A 14,681-nucleotide genomic window follows, 5' to 3' on the forward strand; every position below is an offset into this window, starting at 1 on the left:
CACAGCACGATGCGTATCGGAGTTCTCACCGCAGGCGGCGACTGCCCCGGCCTGAACGCCGTGATCCGGTCGGTCGTGCACCGGGCGGTCGACAACTACGGCGACGAGGTCATCGGCTTCGAGGACGGTTACTCGGGGCTGCTGGACGGCCGCTACCGCACTCTCGACCTGAACGCGGTCAGCGGCATCCTGGCCCGCGGCGGCACGATCCTGGGGTCGTCCCGGCTGGAGCGCGACCGTCTCCGCGAGGCCTGCGAGAACGCCTCCGACATGATCCACGAGTTCGGCATCGACGCGCTGATCCCGATCGGCGGCGAGGGCACGCTGACGGCGGCTCGCATGCTGTCCGACGCGGGCCTGCCGGTCGTGGGCGTCCCGAAGACGATCGACAACGACATCTCGTCGACCGACCGCACCTTCGGCTTCGACACGGCGGTCGGGGTCGCCACCGAGGCGATGGACCGTCTGAAGACCACCGCCGAGTCCCACCAGCGGGTGATGGTCGTGGAGGTCATGGGGCGCCACGCGGGCTGGATCGCGCTGGAGTCCGGGATGGCGGCCGGCGCGCACGGGATCTGTCTGCCGGAGCGGCCGTTCGACCCCGCCGATCTCGTGAAGATGGTCGAGGAGCGCTTCGCCCGCGGCAAGAAGTTCGCGGTCGTCTGTGTCGCCGAGGGCGCCCACCCCGCCGACGGCACCATGGACTACGGCAAGGGCGCCATAGACAAGTTCGGCCACGAGCGCTTCCAGGGCATCGGCACGGCACTCGCCCATGAACTGGAGCGACGGCTCGGCAAGGAGGCCAAGCCGGTCATTCTCGGCCACGTCCAGCGCGGCGGCTCACCCACCGCGTACGACCGCGTGCTCGCGACGCGGTTCGGCTGGCACGCGGTGGAGGCCGCGCACCAGGGCGAGTTCGGCAGGATGACCGCGCTGCGCGGGACGGACATCGTGATGGTGCCGCTCGCGGAGGCCGTGACCGAGCTGAAGACCGTGCCCAAGGACCGGATGGACGAGGCCGAGTCGGTCTTCTAGAGCGGCCGGCCTTGGGCGGGTCCTAGGCCGGGCTCTCCTGGATCCTCGTCCAGAAGTGGTCGACGATCCGGTCGAGGAAGTCGCGGGCGGCGTCGCCGGCTTGGCTGGTGCCGCCGCCCCAGCTCAGGGTGGCGGCCATGTGCCCCTGGTAGTCCTGGTGCAGGCCCTGGAGGGCGTTCTCCAGGAACTGCCGGTCCAGGGGCACGACCTTGGCCACCGGGCGTACGTAGGCCTGCCAGCGGGTGGTGACGGCGTTGCGCAGCAGTTCGCCGAGCTTGGCGTCGCGGCCCGTGACGGTGACGAAGTCGGACAGGCGGAGGCCGAGCAGATCGGCCAGGGCGGCGGACTGACGGTCGGTGCCGCGCCAGGTGTCGGTCTCCTCCATCCGCAGGTAGGCGTGGAGTTCGTGCCCCACGGCGCGGGCCACGTCCTCGGGGGCGAAACCTCGGGCGATGCGGTGCTCGCGCAGGGTGCGGGGTCTGCCGATGAGTTCGCCGGGCGAGCACCACAGCACTCCCGCGAGCGCGGTGAGTTCGGAGCCGGAGGGGGCCGCGACCCCGCGTTCCCAGGCCATGACGTGGTCCGGGGTGACGTGGGGGTGCCCGTACGAGACGCGCATGTCGTGGGCGACGTGCTCGGGTGTCATGCCGAGGGCCGCGCGCAGGCGGCGGGCGGCGGGGGCGTTGAAGGGTGGGGGCGTCGGGGTGGCGGGCAGGGGGTGGGCGGTGGGCTGGCTCGGGCGGGCTGAAGGTCGGCGCACGGGCCACAAGCTAGGGGCCCGGGGCTGCGGTGACTACGGTCTGTTCGGCCAGGATCACGGATTGTAGGAAGCTACGGCTACCGGTGGGTTCGACCGGGGCCGAAGATCGTCTGTCGGCCGGGGCGGAGGTGCGGCGAGGATGGCGCCGGGCCTGGTGATCTCGGGCCCGGAAAGGCGGCCACGCAGATGAACGGCAAGCTCAACGGGCATATTCGCGAGCGTCTTCTCGCGACGAACTTCTGGCACCTCGCGACGGTGGGTGCGGACGGAGCGCCCCAGGTGTCGCCCATGTGGGCGGACATCGAAGGGGAGTACGTCATGGTCAACACCTCCGTCGGGCGGGTGAAGGAGGAGAATCTGCGGCGCAATCCGTACGTTTCGCTGTCCCACCACGACCCCACCAACCCGTACGACCGGGCGGAGATCCGGGGGAAGGTCGTCCGGTTCGTGGAGGGCGAGGAGGCGGAGCGGGCGATGGACCGGCTCGCGCGGAAGTACCTCGGGGAGGACCGCTATCCGTGGCTGCTGCCCGGGGAGCGCCGGGTGATGCTGCTGATCGAGCCGACGCGGGTGCGGAGGCTGGAGGGCGTGGAGCCGTTCCGGGCCGGGGTCCTGCCGGACGGGGCGGCCGGCTGACGCGCCGTCGCTGAGTGCGCTGGTCAGTCGTGGTGGGGTGTCCTGTCGCACAGCCACGAAGCGTGAGGCGGCGCGTCACCTCTCGTCGAGGGACGTCTGCCGGGCGAGGGATTCCTTGGCCGCTTCCGGCGGCGGAGCCCGCCCTCCGGGTGGACGGGACCGTGCGGACACCTCCTAGCGCCAGTCGGGTGCGCCCGGCGCCGGTGGCAGGCGGGATTCGATTCTCGCTCGGATGTCCCGCATCACGGAGACGATGCGGGCCTCGTGCTCCGGGGTCAGGCGGGTCGCCGGGACCGAGCAGCTGATGGCGTCGACGGCCGGGGTGCCGTAGCGCAGGGCGAAGCCGAAGCCGGTGATGCCGGGTACCGTCTCCTCGCGGTCGATGGAGTAGCCGCGCTCGCGCACCCGGGCCAGGTCGGCGAGGAGTGCCGTCCGGCCGGTGTGGGTGTTCTCGGTGAGCGCGGGCAACGGCCAGTCGATGAACGGGAGTTCGTCGTCGGCGCGTTCCGCGAGGAGTGCCTTGCCGAGCGCGCCGGCGTGGGCCGGGACGCGGCGGCCGACCCGGCTGATGGTGCGCAGGTACTCGTGGGACTCGCGGGTGGCGAGGTAGACGACGTCCCGGCCGTCGAGCCGGGCCAGGTGGATCGTCTCGCCGAGTGTGTCCGATGCCTCGTCGAGGTACGGGCGGACCGTCCGGACGTGCCGGTCCCCGTCCAGGTAGCTCGTGCCGGTGAGCAGCGCGCGGATCCCGATGCCGTAGAGGGAGCCGGTGGCGTCCGTGCGGACCCAGCCGGCGTCGACGAGGGTCTGGAGCAGCTGGTACATGCTGCTGCGCGGCACGCCCAGGTCCTCCGCGAGCTGGTCGAGGCGTGAGGGCCGCTCCCCCCGCTCGGCGAGCAGTTCCAGCAGTGCGACGGTCCGGGCCGCCGACTTCACGCCGCGGACACCCCTGCTCTCCTGCATGGGCTCATCGTAGGTCCGCGTGAATCCGTGATCGCCCGGCCATTGACCCGGCACGTTCACCCACTTAGCCTCCATCTGCATACGTGGACGCCGTCTGCATATAGGGATGGGACACCGGTTCAAAGGGGAACTGCCTTGCCTCTGCTCGTAGTCGGGATCAGCGTTCTGGTCCTGCTCCTCCTCATGACCAGGCTGAGACTGAACGGCTTCGCGGCCCTGCTGCTCGTGGCGGTCGGGGTCGCACTGGTCCAGGGGATTCCCGTGGCGACCATCCCGGACGTCCTCTCCGAGGGCATCGGGGACCAGAGCGGCGACACCATGCTGACCATCGGGCTCGGCGCCATGGTCGGCCGTGTGATGGGGGACGCGGGCGCCGCACAGCGGATAGCCGGCAAGCTCCTCGACGCCTTCGGACCGCGGTGGGTCCAGGTCGCCATGGTGGTCACGTCCATGCTGATCGGCGTGACCATGTTCTACGAGGTCGCGTTCGTCATCATCGTGCCCATCGCGTTCACCCTGGTCAGGGTCACCGGGGCGAAACTGCTGTGGGTCGGCCTGCCGATGTCCATCGCCCTGTCGACCATGCACAGCTTCCTCCCGCCGCACCCCGGCCCCACCGCCGTCGCCGCGACCTTCCACGCCTCCGTCGGACTGACGCTGTTCTACGGCCTGTTCGTCGCCGTTCCCGCCGGGGCGCTCATCGCCCTGGCCTGGCCGCGTCTTCCGTTCGTCGCGAGGATGACCCCCGCCATCCCCAAGGGCCTGGTCAGCGAGCGTGAGTTCACCGACGAGGAGATGCCGGGCCTCGGCTGGTCGCTGTTCGTGGCGATGTTCCCGGTGGTGCTGATCGTGGCCGCCGCCGTGACCGACATGGCCGCCTCCGGCGAGAGCCCGTTCCTGCACTTCGTCGCCTTCGTCGGCTCGGCGCCGATCGCCCTGCTGCTGACCCTGTGCCTGGCGGTGTGGGTGTTCGGCCCCCGGATCGGGCGCAGCCTGAGCGACGTCGGCGCCTCCTGCGGCTCGGCGGCCCAGGCGATGGCGATGATCCTGCTGGTGATCGGCGCGGGCGGGGCCTTCAAGAACGTCCTCGTCGAAGGCGGGATCTCCGACTACATCAAGGACGTCACCGACGGCTGGTCCATCTCGCCGATCGTCCTCGCCTGGCTCGTCGCCGTCATCCTCCGCATCGCGCTCGGCTCGGCCACGGTCGCCGTCGTCACGGCCTCCGGGGTGGCGCTGCCGCTGCTGGCGGGCAGCGGGGTGCACCCGGAGGTCATGGTGCTGGCCGTCGCCTGCGGCTCCATCGCCTTCTCCCACGTCAACGACCCCGGGTTCTGGCTGTTCAAGGAGTACTTCAACCTCTCCGTCATCGAGGCGATCAAGGTCCGTACGTCCTACACGACGGTGCTCGCCGTGCTCGGCCTGGGCGGCGTCCTGGCGGTCGAGTGGGTCCTCGACGCCCTCAGTCTCTGAACCATTTCGATCCAGCCTTCAGAAGCCTTCAGAAGGGGCACCCGATGAGCATCGGACCGCAGCCGACCGTCACGGCGTTCGCCGTCTACCCCGTCGCCGGGCGGGACAGCATGGAGCTGAACCTCTCCGGCGCGCACGGCCCGTACTTCACCCGCAACGTCGTCGTTCTCACCGATTCCGAGGGGCGGACCGGGCTGGGGGAGGTGCCCGGCGGGGAGAAGATCACGCAGACGCTGCGGGACGCCGAGCCGCTGGTCGTCGGGGCGAAGGTGGGCGACTACAAGCGGGTGCTGCGCGAGATCGGCGACCGGTTCGCCGACCGGGACGCCGGGGGGCGGGGTGCCCAGACCTTCGACCTGCGGACCACCGTCCACACCGTGACCGCGGTCGAGTCGGCGCTGCTCGACCTTCTCGGGCAGCATCTGGACGTACCCGTGGCGGCGCTGCTGGGCGACGGGCAGCAGCGGGACTCCGTGCGGGTGCTGGGATACCTCTTCTACGTCGGTGACCCGGACCGGACGGATCTGGAGTACGTCCGGGAGCCCGGCTCGTCCGTGGAGTGGTACCGGGTGCGGCACGAGGAGGCGTTGTCGCCGGAGGCGATCGTGCGGCAGGCGGAGGCGGCCTACGACCTCTACGGGTTCCGGGACTTCAAGCTCAAGGGCGGCGTGCTGGAGGGGGCCGAGGAGGTCGTGGCCGTGCGTGCGCTCAAGCGGCGCTTTCCGGAGGCCCGGATCACCCTGGACCCGAACGGCGCCTGGTCCCTGCGCGAGGCGGTCGAGCTGTGCCGGCCGCTGGTCGGCACACTCGCGTACGCCGAGGATCCCTGCGGGGCGGAGGGCGGCTACTCCGGGCGGGAGATCCTCGCGGAGTTCCGCCGGGCCACGGGGCTGCCCACGGCGACGAACATGATCGCGACCGACTGGCGTCAGATGGCCCATGCGCTGGCTCTCCAGTCGGTCTCCATTCCGCTGGCAGATCCGCACTTCTGGACCATGCAGGGGTCCGTGCGCGTGGCGCAGTTGTGCAACGCGATGGGGCTGACCTGGGGGTGTCACTCCAACAACCACTTCGACATCTCCCTGGCGATGGTGACGCACTGCGGTGCCGCGGCACCGGGGGAGTACAACGCGCTGGACACGCACTGGATCTGGCAGGAGGGACTGGAGCGGCTGACCGTGGAGCCGCCCCGCATCGTGGGCGGGGAGATCGCCGTGCCGGACGCGCCCGGGCTGGGTGTCGAGCTCGACACGGACCGGCTGCTGGCGGCGCACGAGCTGTACCGGGAGAAGGGGGTCGGGGCTCGGGACGATGCGGTGGGCATGCGGTATCTGGTGCCGGGGTGGGAGTTCGACGCGAAGCGGCCGTGTCTGGTGCGGTGAGCCTCCGGCGGTCGGGCGGGGTGCCTGCGGCGGCCTGTGCGGCTTCGGTGGGGGCTTGTGCCGCGCCTGCGCGCGGGTGGTGGGTCGGGGCCGTGTCGGGGGTGTGTGCGTCCTCGGAACGGCGCGATGGGCTCGGACGCCGACTGGCTGTCCGTTGACGCGCCAACCGCTGCGGGCGGACACCCCCCGGCACGTCCCCTTCTCGCCGTAGGCGGGTGCGGGCGCCGGTTCCGCTGAGCTGCGGGCAGTCGTGCCTCCCCCAGTGCCTTAGGGGCCTGGGAGGTACCCCCAGGGCGGCACGGGTGGGCGCAGCGGCACCTCGTCGCGCCGAGTTGCGCACCCACCCGGCCCCAGCAACAGCCTGGGTCAGCCCTTCACCGCCCCGCCCAGCGCGAAGCCCCCTCCCAGGCGTCGGGCGATCAGGACGTACAGAAGGATCACCGGGGTCGAGTAGACGATCGAGAACGCCGCCAGCTGCCCGTACGCCACCATCCCCCGGTTCCCGAAGAAGTCGTTGATGCTGACGGAGGCCGGCATCTGGTCGGGTGTCAGCAGGAGCATGAAGGGGACGAAGAAGTTGCCCCACATCATGACGAAGGAGAAGACCGTCACGACGGCCACGCCCGGGCCCATCAGGGGCAGCACGATCCGGATCAGGGACTGGAGGGACGAGGCCCCGTCGGTCCAGGCCGCCTCTTCCAGTTCCTTCGGTACGCCGTCCATGAAGTTCTTCGTCAGCCAGATGGCGAACGGCAGTTGGGACGCGGCGAAGAAGAAGATCGTGCCCTGCATGGTGTCGATCAGGTCCACCCGGACGAAGAGCGCGTAGACCGGGACCATGATCGCCGTGATCGGCAGGCTCGTCGCGAAGAGGATCGTCAGCAGGAACGGGCGGTTGAAGCGGGAGTGGAAGCGGGACAGCGGGTAGGCCGCCAGGGCCGCGCAGACCACCGTCAGCAGCGTCGCGCCGCCGCACAGGATCAGGCTGTTCAGCAATGGCGTGAAGGTGATCTCGGGAGTCAGGATCGCGTCGAAGTTGTCCAGGGTGAGGCCGTCGGGCGCCTTGACGCGGAGGTCGGCGTGAGGGTCCAGGGAGGACAGGACCACCCAGGCCAGGGGGAGTACGAAAGCCGCGGCGACCGCCAGGAGGCCCGCGTCCGCCGCCAGGCGGCGGCTCCTGCGGCGGGAGGCCAGTGTGACTGCCATGCGGGTCAGACCTCCGTCCGCAGCAGGCGCAGATAGACGAGGGAGAAGAGGGAGCCGACCAGGAGGAGGAGCAGGGCCACCGCCGTGCCGTAGCCGATCAGGCTGTTCTGGAAGGCCTGTTCGTACATGAAGAGCGGCAGCGTCTGGCTCCTTCCGCCCGGGCCACCCCTGGTCATCACCCAGATCAGCCCGAAGACCGAGAGGGTCTGGAGGGTGTTGAGCATCAGGTTCGTGCCGATGGAGCGGCGGATCATGGGGAGGGTGATGTGCCACATGCGGCGCCAGCCGCCGGCCCCGTCGACCTCGGCGGCCTCGGTGATCTCCTTGGGGATCTCGTTCAGCGCGGCCGAGTAGACCAGCATGGAGAAGGCCGTGCCCCTCCAGACGTTGGCGAAGGACACCGCCAGGATCGGGAGGGTGAACAGCCAGTTCTGGGAGGGCAGGTGGAGCCAGTCCAGGATGGCGTTCAGGGTGCCCTCGCGGCGGAAGAAGGCGTAGAGGAGGAAGCCGGCCACCACCTCCGGCAGCACCCAGGCGGTCACCACGATGCCGCCGGTGAGCGTGCGGACCGGTTTCGACGCGCGCCGCATCAGCGCCGCCAGGGCGAGGCCGAGCGTGTTCTGCCCGATGAGGGACGACAGGACCGTGAACACCAGGGTCAGCCATACGGCGTTCAGGAACGCCTCGTCCCCGAAGGCCCGGGTGAAGTTCTCGAAGCCGACGAACGAGTCCTGGGCCTGGCCGGTGAGCTGGAGGTCCGAGAAGGCGATGTAGACGCAGTAGGCGATCGGGCCGGCGAGGAAGAGGAGCAGGAGGACGACGGCGGGGGTGAGGGGCAGGGCCCGGACCAGCGCGCCCGGGCCCCGCCGGGGGCGGAGGGGAGCCGTGGGGCCGGGCGTCTTTCCGAGGTCGGTGTGCGGTGCTGTGGTGGCCATCCCGGCGTACCGCCGCCTACCGCTCGACGCCCTGGTCGTCCGTGGCGTCCTTCAGGGCGTCCACGTAGCCGCCCGTCGCCTCGTCCACCGACATGTCACCCGTCGTCACGCCCTCCATGGCCTCCTGGATGGCCGTGGAGACCTTGGGGTAGGCCGGGTAGGCGGGGCGGTAGTGGGTGTGCCGCACCAGGTCGGTGAAGAACTCGGTGCCGGGCTGGGCGGTGGCGTATCCGGGGTCCTTCGCCACGTCCTCGCGGACCGCGATGCCGGAGTTGGCGACGTACCACTTCCGCGCGTTGGCCTTGGTCTGCATCGTCTTGACGAACTCGAAGGCCAGGTCGGGGTTGCCGGCCTTGGCAGGGATCGACCAGGTCCAGCCGCCGGACATGCTCACCTTGCCGGGCGCCTGGCCGTGCTGCGTGGGCATGGCGGCGAGGCCGAGCTTCTCCGACCACTCGGGCCACTCGTGGCCGCTGCCGGGCAGCCAGTCCTGCGGCAGCCAGGAGCCGTCGAGGGCGATGCCGAGCCTGCCCTTCGGGAGCCACTCGCCGCGGACCCGGGTCATGACGTTCGGGTCGAGCGCGTCGGAGACGTCCGGGCCCAGCTTCTCCTTGTAGACCGTCTCGACGAAGGCGAGGGCGTCCTCGAAGCCCTGGCCGCCGGCGATCCACTTCTTGCTCGCCTTGTCGTAGAGGGGGTCCGTGCGGCCGTCGTTCGTGCCGTAGAGCAGCATCTCGAAGGTCTGCATGGTGGCGGCCTCGCCGACCGGCTTGCCCGTGTAGACGTTGAGCGGGATGACGCCGGGGACCTTCCGTTTGATGGCGCGGGCCGCGGTCAGGACGTCCTTCCAGGTCTTCGGCTGCCAGTCGGCGGGCAGGCCGGCCTTGGCGAAGACGCCCTTGTCGAACCAGAGGCCGCGGGTGTCGGTGCCGTCGGGGACGCCGTACGTCTTGCCGTCCTCGCCCTTGGCCGCCGCCTTCGCCGTGTCGATGAACCGGTTCCAGTCCGGCCACTTGGCGAGGTAGGGGTCGAGGGGCTTGAGATAGCCGCTGGTGATGTCCGAGTTGATGAGGAAGGTGTCCTCGTAGACCAGGTCGGGGGCGGTCTTGGGGGAGCGGAGCATCTGCTGGAGCTTGGTGTAGTACTCCGAGTCCGGAGCCTTGATCGGGACGAGCTCGACCTTCTTGCCGGGGTGGGCCTTCTCGAACTGCTGCTTGATGTCCGCGAGATAGGTGTCCATCACCTTGATGGAGTTGTCCGTGGACTGTTTGAAGGAGACCTTCACGGTGTCGGGGTCGCTGCCCGAACCGCCACCGCAGGCGGTGAGGGCGGTCGCGGCGAGGGCCAGGGCGAGGAGAGGTGTGAAAGCGGCGGTGGGGCGCACGGCACGAACCTCCTACGGACGCACTTCTTTGTGGCCGGGACGGCTGCGTGGTGAACCTAAGTTGAGTGGTCTAGTCAGGTCAATGCGTGTGCGCCGGTTCGATCGCGGCCAGCCGGCTGACGAGGCGTCACTAGCCCGTGACCCAGCGGTACTGCAACTCCGGTCGTCCCACCGTGCCGTACTGCGGGCGGCGGGCCGCGCGGCCCGCGTCCACCAGGTGTTCCAGGTAACGGCGGGCCGTGATGCGGGAGATGCCCACGGTCTCCGCCACACCGGCGGCCGTGAGGCCCTCCGCGCTGTCGCGCAGGGCCACCGTCACCCGCTCCAGCGTCGGCGCGCTCAGCCCCTTCGGCAGGGCCGCCGGGCCCGGGGCGCGCAGGGCCGCCAGCGCCCGGTCCACCTCGTCCTGGCCGCTCGCCTCGCCGACCGCCGCGTGGAACTCGGCGTACCGCACGAGGCGGTCCCGCAGGGTCGCGAAGGTGAACGGCTTCAGGACGTACTGCACGACTCCGAGCGAGACGCCCTCGCGCACGACCGCCAGATCGCGCGCCGACGTCACCGCGATCACGTCCGCGTGGTGGCCGGCCGCCCGCAGGGACCGCGCCAGTTGCAGTCCGTGCACGTCCGGCAGGTGCAGGTCGAGCAGGAGCAGGTCGACGGGCGTGCGCTCCAGGGCCCGGCGCGCCTCCGCGCCCGTGTGCGCCTTGCCCACGGCGACGAAGCCCGGGACCCGGCCGACGTACATCACGTGCGCGTCCGCGGCGACCGGGTCGTCCTCGACGACCAGGACGCGGATGTCCCTCTCGGGGGTGATGTCGCTCGTCATGCGTAGCCTCCAGCGCCTCTGGACACCGAGGTCCTGGATGTCACGCCCCCGGCCACCGCCCCCGACTCCCGCAGCGGCAGCCGTACCTCGAACTGTGCCCCGCCCCCGTCGGCCTCCGACACCGACAGCGTCCCCTCGTGCCGCTGTACCGCCTGACGCACCAGGGCCAGCCCCAGCCCCCGGCCGCCCGGACCCGCCGGCTTGGTCGAGAAGCCCCGCTGGAAGACGGCCTCGGCGTGCTCCGGATCCACGCCCGGGCCGGTGTCCGAGACCCGCAGCACCAGTTCCGGGGCGTCATCGAGGGCCTCGGGATCCTCCGTGTCCTGGGTGTACGCCGCCACCGTCACCCGCGCCCGCACGCTGCCCTGTGCCGCGTCCACGGCGTTGTCGATCAGGTTGCCCAGGATGGTCACCAGGTCCCGCGACGGGAGCGACTCCGGCAGCAGACCGTCGTCCAGGCTGCTGTCCTCCGACACCATCAGCTCCACGCCCCGCTCGTTCGCCTGGGCCGTCTTGCCCAGCAGCAGCGCCGCCAGCACCGGCTCGCTCACCGCCGCCACGACCTGGTCCGTCAACGCCTGCGCCAGCTCCAGCTCGGCCGTCGCGAACTCCACCGCCTCCTCCGCCCGGCCCAGCTCGATCAGCGAGACGACCGTGTGCAGCCGGTTCGCCGCCTCGTGCGCCTGCGATCGCAGCGCCTGCGTGAACCCCCGCTCGGAGTCCAACTCGCCCATCAGTGACTGGAGTTCGGTGACGTCGCGCAGGGTGACGACCGTACCGCGCCGCTCACCGCCCGACACCGGCGAGGTGTTGATCACCAGTACCCGCGACGCCGTCAGATGCACCTCGTCCACCCGCGGCTCCGAGGCCAGCAGCGCGCCCGTCAGCGGGGCGGGCAGCCCCAGCTCCGCCACCGATCTGCCCACCACGTCCCCGGCCACGCCGAGCAACTCGCGCCCTCCGTCGTTGATCAGCGCCACACGGTACTGCCCGTCCAGCATCAGCAGCCCCTCGCGCACGGCGTGCAGGGCGGCCTGGTGGTAGTCGTGCATCCGGCTGAGCTGGGCCGCGTTCATGCCGTGGGTGTGGCGGCGCAGCCGGGCGTTGATGACGTAGGTGCCGACGGCGCCCAGGACCAGCGCGCCGGCCGCGACGCCGAGCAGGGCCGTGAGCTGGTCCTGCACCCGCTGGGTGATCTCCTCGACCCGGATGCCCGCGCTGACCAGGCCGACGATCTCCTTGCCGTCCTGGATGGGGGTGACCGCGCGGACCGAGGGGCCGAGCGTGCCGGTGTAGGTCTCGTCGAAGGTTTCGCCCTTCAGAGCCTTCGCCGTATGGCCCCGGAAGGGCTGGCCGATCTGGTCCGGGTCGGGATGCGTCCAGCGGATGCCCCGCGGGTCCATGATCGTTATGAAGTCGACCTCGGTGTCCCGCATGACCTTCAGCGCGTACGGCTGGAGCTCGGCGGTCGGGTCGGAGGTGCGGGCCGCCTGAAGCACCGAAGGGGAGTCGGCGACGGATCGCGCCACCGCCCTGGCCTGGCGCGTCGCCGCCTCTTCGGCCTGGCTGCGGTCACTGGCGTAAGTGAACAGCGCGTATCCGGCCACGACGACCGCTATCAGGACGGCCTGCATGGCGAAGAGCTGGCCCGCCAGACTGCGGGGACCGGGGACGGAGAAGCGCATGTCGTCAGTCTGCCTCGTGGCTGATTGTGAACTATATGAACGGAAGGGTGACCGCGCTCACACAGCAGGACATAGTCACGGCATTCCCCATAACGCATCTCCGGGAGCCCCGCTCCCTTTTCCCCGGACGTGAGCCGCACGCCGGTGATGCCGACGACGTCGTCAAGGAGGGCCGCCGTGACCAGCGCAGCCGATACGGCACCTGCCGCACCAAAAGCCAAGCGGGACCGCACGCACTATCTCTACATCGCGGTGATCATCGCGGTCGCCGCCGGTATCGCGGTGGGTCTGGCCGCACCCGACTTCGCTGTCGAGCTGAAGCCGATCGGGACCGGCTTCGTGAACCTGATCAAGATGATGATCTCGCCGATCATCTTCTGCACCATCGTGCTGGGCATCGGCTCGGTACGTAAGGCCACCAAGGTCGGTGCCGTCGGCGGTATCGCCCTCGGCTACTTCATGGTGATGTCGCTGGTCGCGCTGAGCATCGGCCTGGTCGTCGGCAACATCCTGGACCCGGGCTCGAGCCTCGCGATGACCGACGCGGTCAAGGAGGCCGGTCACGCACAGGTCGACCCCGAGGCCACCACGAACACCGCAGACTTCCTGCTGGGCATCATCCCGACCACGATCGTCTCCGCCTTCACCAACGAGTCGGTCCTCCAGACCCTGCTGATCGCCCTGCTCGCCGGCTTCGCGCTCCAGGGCATGGGCTCGGCCGGCGAGCCGATCCTGCGCGGTATCGAGCACATCCAGCGGCTCGTCTTCCGCATCCTCGCCATGGTGATGTGGGCCGCCCCGATCGGTGCCTTCGGTGCCATCGCCGCCGTCACCGGCTCCGCCGGCCTGGACGCGCTCAAGAGCCTCGCCGTGCTGATGCTCGGCTTCTACGTCACCTGCTTCCTCTTCGTCTTCATCGTGCTCGGCATCCTGCTGCGCGTGATCTCCGGCCTGAACATCCTCACGCTGTTCAAGTACCTGGGCCGTGAGTTCCTGCTGATCCTTTCCACCTCCTCCTCCGAGTCCGCGCTGCCGCGGCTCATCGCGAAGATGGAGCACCTGGGCGTCAGCAAGCCGGTGGTCGGCATCACCGTCCCGACCGGCTACTCCTTCAACCTCGACGGCACCATGATCTACATGACCATGGCGTCCCTGTTCATCGCCGACGCGATGGGCACGCCGATGTCGATCGGCGAGCAGATCCCGCTGCTGCTCTTCCTGCTGGTCGCCTCCAAGGGCGCCGCCGGTGTCACCGGCGCGGGCCTCGCGACGCTGGCCGGTGGTCTCCAGTCGCACAAGCCGGCCCTGGTGGACGGTATCGGCCTCATCGTCGGCATCGACCGCTTCATGAGCGAGGCCCGTGCCCTGACCAACTTCGCCGGCAACGCCGTGGCCACCGTGCTGATCGGCACCTGGACGAAGGAGATCGACAAGGACCGCGTGAACCAGGTCCTCGCCGGTCAGCTGCCCTTCGACGAGAAGACGCTGCTGGACGACGGCCACGGCGGTCCGGCCCAGGAGCACGCCGAGGTGCCCGAGCAGGGCGGCGAGAAGGAGCTGGCGAAGGCCTGACGGCCCCGCGCCGCGCCCCGCGAGACTCCGGGCGGCTGAGTGTCCCCCCGTCGCTCAGCCGCCCGGTCCGTACGCAGGGAAGACCATCCGTACGACCATCCGTACGCAGACAAGATCAATCGTTCAGCTTCGCCACCAGCTCGGTGGCCCTAGGGGCGGGCACGCCCGCCGCGGTCAGCACAGTGACCGCGGCGCAGCGGCCCGCCTCTCGCGCTGCCACGAGTCCGTCGTTCACCGCTTCCATCAGCGCGACCAGCATCTGCTCGTGCACGTAGGCCAGGGCCGGTGCGGGCAGCGGTGAGCTGAAGACGCCCTCGTCGAGGCCGCGCCGGAGGACCGCGGTGGCGGCCTCCCGGACCGGGGTGAGCCGCTCCCTGATGCCCTGCATGGTGACCGTGCGCTGGGCGAGCGCGATCAGCAGCCGGTAGCGGTCGGCGAGCTCCCACACCGCCAGCACCGAGCGGGCCACGGACTCCGCCGGGTCCTGCACGCCCTCGCGGCCCGCCGCGTGCGCGGCCGACAGGGCCTGGACCGCCTCGTCGACGAGCGTGCTGATCAGCGCCTCGCGGCTCGGGAAGTGCCCGTACACCGTCCGCCGTACGACGCCCGCGGCGCGTGCGATCTGGTCCATGGACGCGTCGGGGTCGCGCAGCAGCTCGCCGAGGGCGACGTCGAGGATGCGGCGCCGGTTGGCGTCGGCGCGGCTGGTGGTGCCCGTGGTCATGGACGCCATTGTGCCCCTTCCCCCATCGATTTGCACAGCGGTGTGCAACGACGTACATTGCACAGTGTTGTGCAAATGCACACCCCTGTGCAAGTCAGTG

The 14,681-nt window shown here is 70.4% G+C and carries 13 protein-coding genes; 5 read left to right on the forward strand and 8 right to left on the reverse strand.

Features of this window, described 5'->3' with window-relative positions; genetic code table 11:
• Positions 1-9: 9 nt before the first annotated feature.
• Positions 10-1,035 carry an ATP-dependent 6-phosphofructokinase gene (locus ABFX81_RS19375; RefSeq protein WP_086844696.1) on the forward strand — a complete coding sequence of 342 codons (1,026 nt, stop codon included), beginning with the start codon at positions 10-12 and terminating at the stop codon, positions 1,033-1,035.
• Between the two features lie 22 nt (positions 1,036-1,057).
• Here the strand turns inward: ABFX81_RS19375 and ABFX81_RS19380 are convergent, their stop codons facing one another.
• Complete coding sequence (locus ABFX81_RS19380; protein WP_428837193.1) at positions 1,058-1,804, reverse strand: helix-turn-helix domain-containing protein; 747 nt, start codon at positions 1,802-1,804, stop codon at positions 1,058-1,060.
• Between the two features lie 177 nt (positions 1,805-1,981).
• On the opposite strand from ABFX81_RS19380, the gene ABFX81_RS19385 reads away from it, so the two are divergent.
• The gene (locus ABFX81_RS19385) at positions 1,982-2,431 is read left to right on the forward strand and encodes a TIGR03618 family F420-dependent PPOX class oxidoreductase (protein WP_086852570.1); all 450 of its coding nucleotides are present in this window, start codon (positions 1,982-1,984) and stop codon (positions 2,429-2,431) included.
• A 174-nt stretch (positions 2,432-2,605) separates the two neighbouring features.
• On the opposite strand, the gene ABFX81_RS19390 is transcribed toward ABFX81_RS19385, so the two are convergent.
• Positions 2,606-3,394 carry an IclR family transcriptional regulator domain-containing protein gene (locus ABFX81_RS19390; RefSeq protein WP_086852576.1) on the reverse strand — a complete coding sequence of 263 codons (789 nt, stop codon included), beginning with the start codon at positions 3,392-3,394 and terminating at the stop codon, positions 2,606-2,608.
• Between the two features lie 135 nt (positions 3,395-3,529).
• Between ABFX81_RS19390 and ABFX81_RS19395 the strand changes: the two genes are divergently transcribed.
• Entirely contained in the window at positions 3,530-4,867 is a 1,338-nt protein-coding gene (locus tag ABFX81_RS19395) for a gluconate:H+ symporter (RefSeq protein WP_086852572.1), read from the forward strand.
• Between the two features lie 44 nt (positions 4,868-4,911).
• Positions 4,912-6,249 carry an enolase C-terminal domain-like protein gene (locus ABFX81_RS19400; protein ID WP_086852574.1) on the forward strand — a complete coding sequence of 446 codons (1,338 nt, stop codon included), beginning with the start codon at positions 4,912-4,914 and terminating at the stop codon, positions 6,247-6,249.
• A gap of 366 nt (positions 6,250-6,615) precedes the next feature.
• Here the strand turns inward: ABFX81_RS19400 and ABFX81_RS19405 are convergent, their stop codons facing one another.
• From ABFX81_RS19405 to ABFX81_RS19425, 5 genes are all read right to left on the reverse strand, one after another.
• Positions 6,616-7,455 carry an ABC transporter permease subunit gene (locus tag ABFX81_RS19405; protein WP_086855161.1) on the reverse strand — a complete coding sequence of 280 codons (840 nt, stop codon included), beginning with the start codon at positions 7,453-7,455 and terminating at the stop codon, positions 6,616-6,618.
• A 5-nt stretch (positions 7,456-7,460) separates the two neighbouring features.
• On the reverse strand, positions 7,461-8,390 hold the full coding sequence (locus ABFX81_RS19410) for an ABC transporter permease subunit (protein ID WP_086855160.1): 930 nt from the start codon (positions 8,388-8,390) through the stop codon (positions 7,461-7,463).
• A 16-nt stretch (positions 8,391-8,406) separates the two neighbouring features.
• Positions 8,407-9,774: an extracellular solute-binding protein gene (locus ABFX81_RS19415; RefSeq protein ID WP_086855159.1), complete on the reverse strand. Its 1,368-nt coding sequence runs from the start codon at positions 9,772-9,774 to the stop codon at positions 8,407-8,409.
• A 130-nt stretch (positions 9,775-9,904) separates the two neighbouring features.
• Positions 9,905-10,600: a response regulator gene (locus ABFX81_RS19420; protein WP_346138362.1), complete on the reverse strand. Its 696-nt coding sequence runs from the start codon at positions 10,598-10,600 to the stop codon at positions 9,905-9,907.
• Positions 10,597-12,285 carry an ATP-binding protein gene (locus tag ABFX81_RS19425; protein ID WP_346138363.1) on the reverse strand — a complete coding sequence of 563 codons (1,689 nt, stop codon included), beginning with the start codon at positions 12,283-12,285 and terminating at the stop codon, positions 10,597-10,599. Before ABFX81_RS19425 ends, ABFX81_RS19420 begins: the two co-directional genes overlap by 4 nt.
• A gap of 177 nt (positions 12,286-12,462) precedes the next feature.
• On the opposite strand from ABFX81_RS19425, the gene ABFX81_RS19430 reads away from it, so the two are divergent.
• Positions 12,463-13,857: a cation:dicarboxylate symporter family transporter gene (locus ABFX81_RS19430; protein ID WP_086842783.1), complete on the forward strand. Its 1,395-nt coding sequence runs from the start codon at positions 12,463-12,465 to the stop codon at positions 13,855-13,857.
• A 115-nt stretch (positions 13,858-13,972) separates the two neighbouring features.
• Here ABFX81_RS19430 and ABFX81_RS19435 read toward each other — a convergent pair whose 3' ends face one another.
• Complete coding sequence (locus ABFX81_RS19435; protein WP_086842785.1) at positions 13,973-14,590, reverse strand: TetR family transcriptional regulator; 618 nt, start codon at positions 14,588-14,590, stop codon at positions 13,973-13,975.
• Positions 14,591-14,681 lie beyond the last annotated feature (91 nt).

It is taken from the genome of Streptomyces coeruleofuscus (assembly GCF_039532725.1).
Lineage (GTDB): Bacteria > Actinomycetota > Actinomycetes > Streptomycetales > Streptomycetaceae > Streptomyces > Streptomyces coeruleofuscus.

What these genes read in the sequence shown, in the direction of transcription:
- ABFX81_RS19375 (WP_086844696.1), top strand. Translation starts at nt 10, where the DNA reads ATGCGTATCGGAGTTCTCACCGCAGGCGGCGACTGCCCCGGCCTGAAC.
- ABFX81_RS19385 (WP_086852570.1), top strand. Translation starts at nt 1,982, where the DNA reads ATGAACGGCAAGCTCAACGGGCATATTCGCGAGCGTCTTCTCGCGACG.
- ABFX81_RS19390 (WP_086852576.1), bottom strand. Translation starts at nt 3,394, where the DNA reads ATGCAGGAGAGCAGGGGTGTCCGCGGCGTGAAGTCGGCGGCCCGGACC.
- ABFX81_RS19400 (WP_086852574.1), top strand. Translation starts at nt 4,912, where the DNA reads ATGAGCATCGGACCGCAGCCGACCGTCACGGCGTTCGCCGTCTACCCC.
- ABFX81_RS19405 (WP_086855161.1), bottom strand. Translation starts at nt 7,455, where the DNA reads ATGGCAGTCACACTGGCCTCCCGCCGCAGGAGCCGCCGCCTGGCGGCG.
- ABFX81_RS19410 (WP_086855160.1), bottom strand. Translation starts at nt 8,390, where the DNA reads ATGGCCACCACAGCACCGCACACCGACCTCGGAAAGACGCCCGGCCCC.
- ABFX81_RS19420 (WP_346138362.1), bottom strand. Translation starts at nt 10,600, where the DNA reads ATGACGAGCGACATCACCCCCGAGAGGGACATCCGCGTCCTGGTCGTC.
- ABFX81_RS19425 (WP_346138363.1), bottom strand. Translation starts at nt 12,285, where the DNA reads ATGCGCTTCTCCGTCCCCGGTCCCCGCAGTCTGGCGGGCCAGCTCTTC.
- ABFX81_RS19435 (WP_086842785.1), bottom strand. Translation starts at nt 14,590, where the DNA reads ATGGCGTCCATGACCACGGGCACCACCAGCCGCGCCGACGCCAACCGG.